The sequence below is a fragment of the Nocardia sp. NPDC058497 genome (genome assembly GCF_042720195.1).
Taxonomy (GTDB): Bacteria; Actinomycetota; Actinomycetes; order Mycobacteriales; family Mycobacteriaceae; genus Nocardia.
In genome coordinates this window covers 1-8,034 of record NZ_JBHXMY010000259.1, presented here as the reverse complement: position 1 = coordinate 8,034, position 8,034 = coordinate 1, and the positions used below count along the sequence as shown (strand labels likewise).

10 protein-coding genes are annotated in these 8,034 nt (G+C 68.8%); 4 read left to right on the top strand and 6 right to left on the bottom strand.

Going from position 1 to position 8,034, the window contains the following annotated elements; all coding sequences use genetic code 11:
• The first annotated feature begins 66 nt into the window (after nucleotides 1–66).
• Complete coding sequence (locus ACFWPJ_RS18220) at nucleotides 67–543, top strand: hypothetical protein (protein ID WP_378852777.1); 477 nt, start codon at nucleotides 67–69, stop codon at nucleotides 541–543.
• A gap of 6 nt (nucleotides 544–549) precedes the next feature.
• Here the strand turns inward: ACFWPJ_RS18220 and ACFWPJ_RS18215 are convergent, their stop codons facing one another.
• On the bottom strand, nucleotides 550–1,266 hold the full coding sequence (locus ACFWPJ_RS18215) for a GNAT family N-acetyltransferase (RefSeq protein ID WP_378852775.1): 717 nt from the start codon (nucleotides 1,264–1,266) through the stop codon (nucleotides 550–552).
• Nucleotides 1,267–1,478: 212 nt separating this feature from the next.
• Nucleotides 1,479–2,303 (bottom strand): SAM-dependent methyltransferase, encoded by an 825-nt coding sequence (locus tag ACFWPJ_RS18210; protein ID WP_378852773.1) that lies wholly within the window; start codon nucleotides 2,301–2,303, stop codon nucleotides 1,479–1,481.
• A 572-nt stretch (nucleotides 2,304–2,875) separates the two neighbouring features.
• Between ACFWPJ_RS18210 and ACFWPJ_RS18205 the strand changes: the two genes are divergently transcribed.
• Complete coding sequence (locus ACFWPJ_RS18205) at nucleotides 2,876–3,166, top strand: hypothetical protein (protein WP_378852771.1); 291 nt, start codon at nucleotides 2,876–2,878, stop codon at nucleotides 3,164–3,166.
• 11 nt (nucleotides 3,167–3,177) lie between these two features.
• On the opposite strand, the gene ACFWPJ_RS18200 is transcribed toward ACFWPJ_RS18205, so the two are convergent.
• Complete coding sequence (locus ACFWPJ_RS18200) at nucleotides 3,178–3,660, bottom strand: cation:proton antiporter regulatory subunit (protein WP_378852769.1); 483 nt, start codon at nucleotides 3,658–3,660, stop codon at nucleotides 3,178–3,180.
• A gap of 212 nt (nucleotides 3,661–3,872) precedes the next feature.
• The gene (locus tag ACFWPJ_RS18195; RefSeq protein WP_378852767.1) at nucleotides 3,873–4,712 is read right to left on the bottom strand and encodes an SDR family oxidoreductase; all 840 of its coding nucleotides are present in this window, start codon (nucleotides 4,710–4,712) and stop codon (nucleotides 3,873–3,875) included.
• Nucleotides 4,713–4,817: 105 nt separating this feature from the next.
• Between ACFWPJ_RS18195 and ACFWPJ_RS18190 the strand changes: the two genes are divergently transcribed.
• Nucleotides 4,818–5,555 (top strand): PaaX domain-containing protein, C- domain protein, encoded by a 738-nt coding sequence (locus ACFWPJ_RS18190; protein WP_378852765.1) that lies wholly within the window; start codon nucleotides 4,818–4,820, stop codon nucleotides 5,553–5,555.
• A gap of 11 nt (nucleotides 5,556–5,566) precedes the next feature.
• On the opposite strand, the gene ACFWPJ_RS18185 is transcribed toward ACFWPJ_RS18190, so the two are convergent.
• Together ACFWPJ_RS18185 and ACFWPJ_RS18180 are read right to left on the bottom strand one after the other, a co-directional pair.
• Nucleotides 5,567–5,950, bottom strand: coding sequence for a thioesterase family protein (locus ACFWPJ_RS18185; protein WP_378852763.1), 384 nt, complete (start codon nucleotides 5,948–5,950; stop codon nucleotides 5,567–5,569).
• Between the two features lie 257 nt (nucleotides 5,951–6,207).
• Nucleotides 6,208–7,077, bottom strand: a complete 870-nt coding sequence (locus ACFWPJ_RS18180; RefSeq protein ID WP_378852761.1) for a TetR family transcriptional regulator — start codon at nucleotides 7,075–7,077, stop codon at nucleotides 6,208–6,210.
• Between the two features lie 130 nt (nucleotides 7,078–7,207).
• On the opposite strand from ACFWPJ_RS18180, the gene ACFWPJ_RS18175 reads away from it, so the two are divergent.
• The coding region (locus ACFWPJ_RS18175) for an acyl-CoA dehydrogenase family protein (RefSeq protein WP_378852759.1) at nucleotides 7,208–8,034 on the top strand (827 nt) is incomplete at its 3' end.

Here is an 8,034-nt window from a genome sequence, read left to right as displayed (position 1 = left end):
TTCCGCCCCCCCGCTATATTTACACATATCTTAGGGGCGCCCGCGTCATTTGTGTTATCGTGACGGGTGTCGGGGCCCCCCCCCGGCGCGAGCGTGGGCAGGCTGCTCCGCAGCGATCAACTCGCCCGCTCGTACTACATGGGCCTGTTCCAGCTCCCGGTGCTCCCCGAGCGGCTCATGCTCGCCCGGCCCGAACTGCTGGACCGGGTACTGGCAGGCACCGGCATGCCACCGGACGCGATCGCCCGGGTACACAGCGAGATCGTCGATTCCGGGGCGCTCACCGGTTCGTTGAACTGGTACCGTGCGCTCCTGCTGGCCGGGCCGCGCGCCCTATCGGCACCGGTCCGGGTGCCGGTAACCCACGTCTGGAGCTCCGCCGACACGGCACTGACCCGCCGTGGCGCCGAACTGACCGAGCGCTACGTCACCGGCGACTATCGCTTGGAAGTGATCGAGGGCGCCTCGCACTGGCTGCCCGAGGAGCGCCCGCACGAACTCGCCGAGATCATCGTCGAGCGGATCGAGTCCGTGCCGAAGTGACTCCGGTCAGCCGATCGGAGAAGTCAAGGGCCGCAACGCCTCGGCGGTCGCCGGGATGAGCGGCGCGCGCGGCACCGTGGCGCGGGCGGCCAGCTGCTCGGTGATCCGCAGCCGCACCCCCGCCCATTCGTCGTGCAGGATCGAATAGAACGCGGTGTCGCGCACCGCGCCGTCGAGCCCACGCGAATGTGCCCGGCGCACACCGTCGCTCACCGCGCCGAGGCGCTCGATCGCGGCACGCGAGCGCAGGTTGCGGGCGTCGGCACGCAAGGTCACCCGGCGCACACCCCAGCCGTCGAAGGCGTGGGTGAGCATGAGCAGCTTGGCTTCGAGGTTCACCAGGCCGCCGCGGACCGCGGGCATCAGCCAGGTGTTGCCGATCTCCACCGCGTCGGGGATCGCCCCGCCGGGCAGGGCGGTGACGGGTTCGGCCGACAGCGGCCAGGTCAGCGGACCCTGCCAGTAGTCGAGCCGGGTGAACCTGGTCGCCCCGACCACGCACTCCTCGTCGACGGTGACGATCGCGAAGGCCAGGACGGTGCCGGCCAGCTGCGCGGCCTCGGCCTGGAAGACGTAGGTGCGCGCCTCCTGCTCACCGTGGGGGACGATGGTGAACCCGGCCGGTCCGAGCGCGGCGGCAGCCGCGACCAGACCGGGAACATGCTGGGGCGCAAGGGGTTCCAGCCGTACGATGCGGCCGTGGAGGATAACGGGTGCGGGCATGGTGACCGGCGTCCTTCGTCTGATGAGGGTCGCCGGAAACACGAGGCGTGGATCTCACGCGGCATGTGATTGCGGCGAAGCGACACGAACGATCCAGCAGCATCGAGAAAACTAGATGCACAAGATAGCCGAACGTGGCACGTTCACCCGTGCGAACGGACGTGATGTCGTCGCCGGAAATTCGCCGATATTCGCGAGTCGGACGAACCGCCCTACCGCTTGTCGGCGATGGCCGCCACGATGAGTTCCTCCCACACCGACAGCGTGGGAGCGGGCGAGACGAGTCGCGGCTTCCCGTCGCCGCCTGGCTCGTCCCGACGCCACAGCGCGGCCGCGACAACGCCCGGTTCCTGCAGGTGCAGATCGCCGAACAGGTCGGCGATCTCGTCGTCGGTGCGCCAGCGGCCACGGCCGAAGGTGGACTGCAGCTTCGCCTCGGCCGCGGCGGTCTCGGTGTTGTGCCCGGACCGGAAGTGGGTGATGAACACGCTGCTACCGACCGGGATCTGGTCGGTCCAGTACTCGACGATCGCCCGCGGGTCCTCGTCGTCGTTGAGGTGATGCAGGATGGCGCTGAAGATCAACGCGACCGGCTTGTCGAAGTCGATGAGCCGGTTCACCTCCGCGTCGGCGCGGATGCCCGCGGAATCGCGCACGTCGGCCTGCACGACGGTGGTGTTGTCGTTGGTGGCCAGCAGCGCGCGGCCGTGCGCGAGCACGATCGGGTCGTTGTCGATGTAGACGACACGGGCGTCGGGGTTGATCCGCTGCGCGACCTGGTGCACGTTGTCGGCGGTGGGCAGGCCGCTGCCGAAGTCGAGGAACTGGGTCAGCCCGGCCTCGGCCATCTCGCGCACCGCGCGGGTGAGGGCCTGCCGGTTCGTGGTCGCGATCGCCACGGATCCGGGCAGATTCAGCTTGAAGTGGTCGCCGACCGCGCGGTCGACCTCGTAGTTGTCCTTGCCGCCGAGTAGATAGTCGTAGACCCGGGCGATGCTGGGATTGGACTGGTCGATCACCTTCGCGTTGTCGCTCATCGTTCGACGACCCCTCACACAGTGCTGGTGTTGTGCCGCCGCCCATCGTAGGAGAATTCCGGGGTGACGGCATGGTTTCGCTGTCGGTGATACCCGAAAACTGTTCCAGGCGTGTCGGTTCCGCTGCGCGTGGGGCGCTGCGGGCCGTTCGCCGGCGTTACGCTGTCGTGTCGAGGTTCCGGGTGGGCTGCGGTGCGCCGCTCTGCGTTGTCCCACGTCAGGGGTGTAACGGTTCGATAAATAACATCGCTGTGCGCCTGTTGGCCAAATGTCCAGTTGCGCAGGGATTTCGCCAGTTCCGAGGGGTGTTTGCCCGAAATGTAACGTGCGTTATCACTTCGTGTCGCACGAGTGTTCGATGTGACACAGGTCACACTGCCTGTCATTCGGCTGCCCGAGCTGGCACGCTCGTAATTGCTGAACGTTAACCGTTCGTGATCATCGGGAAGGTCGTCTGGGACTTTCCGTCACGAACGCCCCGCCTGTCCGTTACGGCGCGACCGGCCTCGAAAGATCCCCTGCGGATCACCAACCGGCCGTGTCGGGACGGCCGCCGAAGGGACCTCATGGTTATGAGCAGCATCTACTTCGAACCGAACAGCAATCTGTCAGTTACCGGCCGAGATCGCCGCGTCACCGCGACTCCGTCCGTCGAATCGGCCATCGCTCCGCTGGCGATGCCCGGGCTGATCATCGGCCTCGTCCTGGTCGGTCTCGGCCTCGCCGCGCTGTTGCGGCTGGGGGACTGGGCGGGCAGTTACGGTCCCGTCCTTGTCCTGCTGGCGTATGTCTTCTACATGGCGGCCGCGGTGCGGCTGGTGGTGTGGGGCGCGGTCACCGTTCGGTCGTTGCACCGCCGATAGATTCCGTCCGCTCAGCCGTCGTGCAGGATTTGCGCGGCGGCTTTCAGGCTGTCGGCCGACCCCACCACGATGAGCACATCGCCTGCCGCGAACACATATTCCGGCCCGGGTGAGGCGATGACCGCGCCGGATCGCATCACCGCGACGATCGAGGCCTTGGTGCGGGTGCGCAGCCTGGTGTCGCCGAGCGTGCGGCAGTCGTAGGGCGAGTGGGCCGCGATCGGGAACTGGCCGGTGCTGACCCCGTCGAACTCGCGATGTTCGGCCTCGAGCTGGGCGACCACCTGTGGTGCGCCGAGCAGGCTGGCCAGCGCCGACGCCTCCGCGCCCGACAGGGCGATCTGATCGGTGGCATCGGGATTGCCCGGCCTGCCGACGATCAGATCGATCGAGCCGTCCCGGTGCTCGACGACACCGATGCGCCTGCCGCCCTTGCGCACCGGGAAATCCTTGCGAACACCGACCCCGGGTAGGGGCGTCACCTCGATCTGCACCCTCTCAGGGTATCCGGACAAAACGGACGCGGGCTGGTCACAATTCGACAGCCGGTCGGTGTCGAACAGTTACCCGGCGATTTCCGGACATCGAGGCCGCCGACGGGGCTGTCAAGGACGGTTTGCGTGACCAGCTCCGCAGATCGAATGGTCTCGGCGGTGTCGCTGGATCAGATCACCGCGGCGGCGGAGAGCTGATCCAGCGCGCCCGGTCAGGCCTGCGGCGGGTCGACGAAGATGTCGTACTCGAGCTCGCCCGACCCGCCGTAGCCGGACAGATCGGTGATGCCCTCGGCCGCGAGGACATCGACATCGAGGAAGGTGTTGCCGGTCGTCGTGCGGGCATCGCGGCCCAGGATGGCGACGGCGGCGTCGGCTACGATTTCCGGGGTGCGGGCCTTGGCGTTGGCGTCGACGCCGCCGAGCAGGTTCTGCACCGCGGCGGTCGCGATCAGCGTCTCCGGCCACAGGCAGTTCGCGGCGACGCCGTGTTCGGCGTATTCGGCGGCCCAGCCCAGCGTGAGCAGCGACATCCCGTACTTGGCCACCATGTAGGCGGGGTGCCCGCCGAGCCAGTGCGGGGCGAGGTTCAGCGGCGGCGACAGGCTCAGGATGTGCGCGTTCTCGCTCTGCCGCAAGTGCGGCAGGCAGGCGCTGGAGAGCAGGTAGGTGCCGCGGATCTGGATCTGCTGCATCAGGTCGAAGCGCTTGATCGGCAGTTCCTCGGTGGAGGCCAGTGCGATCGCCGAGGCGTTGTTGACGCAGTAGTCGATGCCGCCGAACCGCTCCACCGTCTGGGCGACGGCGTTCGCCACCGAGGCCTCGTCGCGGACGTCGCCCACCACGGCCAGCGCCTGACCGCCGGCCTCCTCGATCTCGGCGGCCGCGGTGTGGATGGTGCCGGGCAGGCGGGGATCGGGCACGTCGGTCTTGGCCAGCAGTGCGATATTGGCGCCCTGGCGCGCGGCGGCCACAGCGATGGCCAGGCCGATGCCGCGGCTGCCGCCGGACATGATCATCGTGCGCCCGGCCAGCGGGAAGGTGGCTGTCATAGGGGGAGCTCCTTGTCGTCGACGACGCCGGCGAGGCGACTGATGCTCGGTAACGTTACAGATAACAAACGACCGTGGCAATAGTGAAATATGTAGACTCGACCCGTGCAACCCCCTGTGACCGGCTCCGATACCGATGTCCGTCCGGTGTCGGCCCGCTCCGCGCTGGTCCGCATCCTCATCGCCGCCGATTCGCCGACGATGACCTCGCGGGAGATCTGCGCCGCCACCACCGCCATCGGCTACCCGGAGACGACCGTGCGCGTCGCCGTCTCCCGGATGGTCGCCGCCGGTGATCTGCTGCGCGAGAACCGCGCCTACACCCTCACCCCGGCACTGCGCGCGCGGCGCACCGAACTCGCCGCGCCGCCGACCCGCCCGTGGACCGGCGACTGGGAACAGGTGGTCGTCACCGCCACCGGCCGTCCCGCCGCCGACCGCGCCGCCCTGCGCGCGACACTGCTGTCACTGCGCCTGGCCGAACTCCGTGAGGGCGTCTGGATGCGCCCGGCCAACCTCGACCGTGCCTGGCCCGCCGCCCTCGACGACACCATCTTCCGCTTGCACACCCGTCCCGTCGACGATCCCGTGCTGCTGGCCGCCCGCCTCTGGTCGCTGCCAGGCTGGTCCGCCCGCGGCCACGCGCTGCTCTCCGCCATCGAAACCCCCGACCCGACAGCCAGATTCGCCGCCGTCTGCGCGGGTCTGGATCACCTGACGACCGATCCCGTCCTGCCCGGCGAACTTCAGCCCGACGACTGGCCGGTCGCCCGGTTGCGCACCGTCACCTCCGACTATCTCGAATGGTTCGCCGCACTGGGCGCGGAATCCGTTGCGCCCTAGCGGATTCGGGCTCAGTCTCGTTTCTCCGCCTGGGACAGAAATGCCGCGCGGTCGACGATCGCGCGGCGGATCGTGCCGTCGGCGACCAGCACCCCGTCCTCGTGCACGGTCACCGAGAAGGCCAGGCGGATGCCGTCGACCTCGTCGAGGCGCGCGGCCACGATCAAGCCCGCACCGGGAACGCTCGGCCTGCGGTGCCGGAGAACAACCTCGGTGCCGACTGTCGTCTGCCCGGGCTCCAGCGCACCGGCCACAGCGCGGACGGTCGCTTCCTCCACCAGGGCGACGACCCGTGGTGTCCCGAGTACTTCTACCTCGCCGCTACCGAGCGACGCGGCGGTGTCGCGCGGGGTGACATCGACGGCGAATTCCGCGGAAAGCCCAGGCTCCAGCATGTTGTCCACGGTAGTCCGGGTGTGGTTGCGGGGCAGATGAGGTTGTCGCGTCTACCATGGACCCTGCCGTGCGACGTGGCGGCGCCGCATGGTGCATGGGGAAGGGTCCGCCCCGAGAGTTTCGGGGCGGGCCGCACCATCGCCGACGGGAGTCGGATCGACCGCGTCCACGCCGTTTCGGTTGCGGTGCACGAAGTCTCGTAAGACGAGAAGTGCGTGCGATTTCCGGCATACGGACGATTGATGCGCAATCGGCGTTACCGGCGGATGCCGAGCAATCCAAGTGCGAAGTCGGCGTACTCGGTGGCGATCTGCTCGGGGGTGGCGGGGCCGTCCAGCCGGAACCATTGCGGCAGGGCGGTACACATCGTCGCGATCGCGCGCCCCGCGGCCCTCGCGTGCGCGGTGCTGAGGCCCTCCTCGGTGAGCGCGGCGTCGATGTCTTCGTCGAGGAGATACTGGATCTCGTTGCGGGACGCGGTGATCCGGCGTCGGTTGTCGGGGTTCAGGCTGCGCATCTCGCTGGCGCCGATGAAGGCGAGTTCGCGGCGGTGGGTGTGGAACAGGGCGAGTGCTTCCACGACCCGGATCACCCGGTCGCGGCCGGTACTCGCCTCGCCTCGGGCCGCGCCGACCCGCCAGTGCAACTCGTCCATGGTCAGGTCGAGCGCCCGCACCAGCAGGTCCTGTTTGTCGCGGTAGTGGTGGTAGACGCCCGGCACGCTCATGCCTGCCCGCTGTGCGATCGACCGCATCGTGGCGCCGTGGTACCCGGTTTCGACGAAGGAGTCGATGGCGGCGGCGAGGACGGGATCGATATCCAGCGGCGGGAACGCGCGCCAGGCGCGGGCAGTCCCGTGCACCGGATCGGTCGCGGCGCGCTGTCGGGGTACCGGCGTTCGGGTCGGCTGCTCGCCGATGAGCCACTGCGTCGTGGTGCCGAGTTCGATTGCCAGCAGGTGGAGCCGGGGGACCGGGACGCCCGTCTTGCCGGTCTCGATGGCGCTGAGGGTGGCCGGGCTGACATCGATGCGGCGCGCGGTCTCCCGCAACGACAAGCCCGCCGCGGTCCTGGCTTGGCGAAGGCGTGCGCCGAGCGCGGTCGGTTCGCCCTCCGATGCGTTCATAGTGTTCAGAATAGCTGAACAATCAGCGAGGATGAAAGCGGGCAATTGACAGCTCGCATTGCCACATGCCAGTGTCGTGCGTGTTTCGTGCCGAGCGAACGTTCGGCAAGTCGAGTCGAGGAGTGGACCCGTGGCGATCGACCTGTCCCATCCGCCCGAGGTGCAGCGCCTGGCCGAGCGCACCCGCGCCTTCATCCGCGACCGGGTCATCCCGCTCGACGACGCGCACGACGGCGACATCACCGCCGCCGGTGGCGACGCACTGCGCGCCGATCTGCAGCAGGCAGCGCGCGAGGCCGGTGTGTTCGCACCCCACGCGCCGATCGAATACGGCGGACACGGTCTGGGGATGTCGGACCGCGCCCCGATCTTCGAGGAAGCGGGCTACTCGCTGTTCGGCCCGACGGCACTGAACATCGCCGCGCCGGACGAGGGCAATGTGCACATGCTCGCCCACATCGCCGACCCCGAGCAGAAGGAGCGGTTCCTCGCGCCCCTCGCGCGCGGTGACGTGCGCTCGGCCTTCGCGATGACCGAACCGGCGCCCGGCGCGGGCTCGGACCCCTCGGCGCTGACCACCCGCGCGGTGCGCGCCGAGGGCGGCTGGCGGATCAACGGCCACAAGTGGTTCATCACCGGCGCCGACGGTGCGGGCTTCTTCGTCATCATGGCCCGCACCTCCGGCGAGCCCGGTGACCGCGGTGGCGCGACCATGTTCCTCGCCCCCGCCGACACTCCCGGAATCCGGGTGGGCAGGCATATCGACACCCTCGATCGGTCGATGCTCGGCGGCCACTGCGAGGTGTTCTTCGAGGACCTGCTCGTCCCGGAATCTGCGGTGCTCGGCGGGGGCGACCGCGGCGTCGACTACGCCCACGAGCCCCTCTGCCCCCCCCCCACAACGCTGTCTCGTATACAAAACACCCCCCCCCCCCAACCCTCAAAAACCACGAGCTC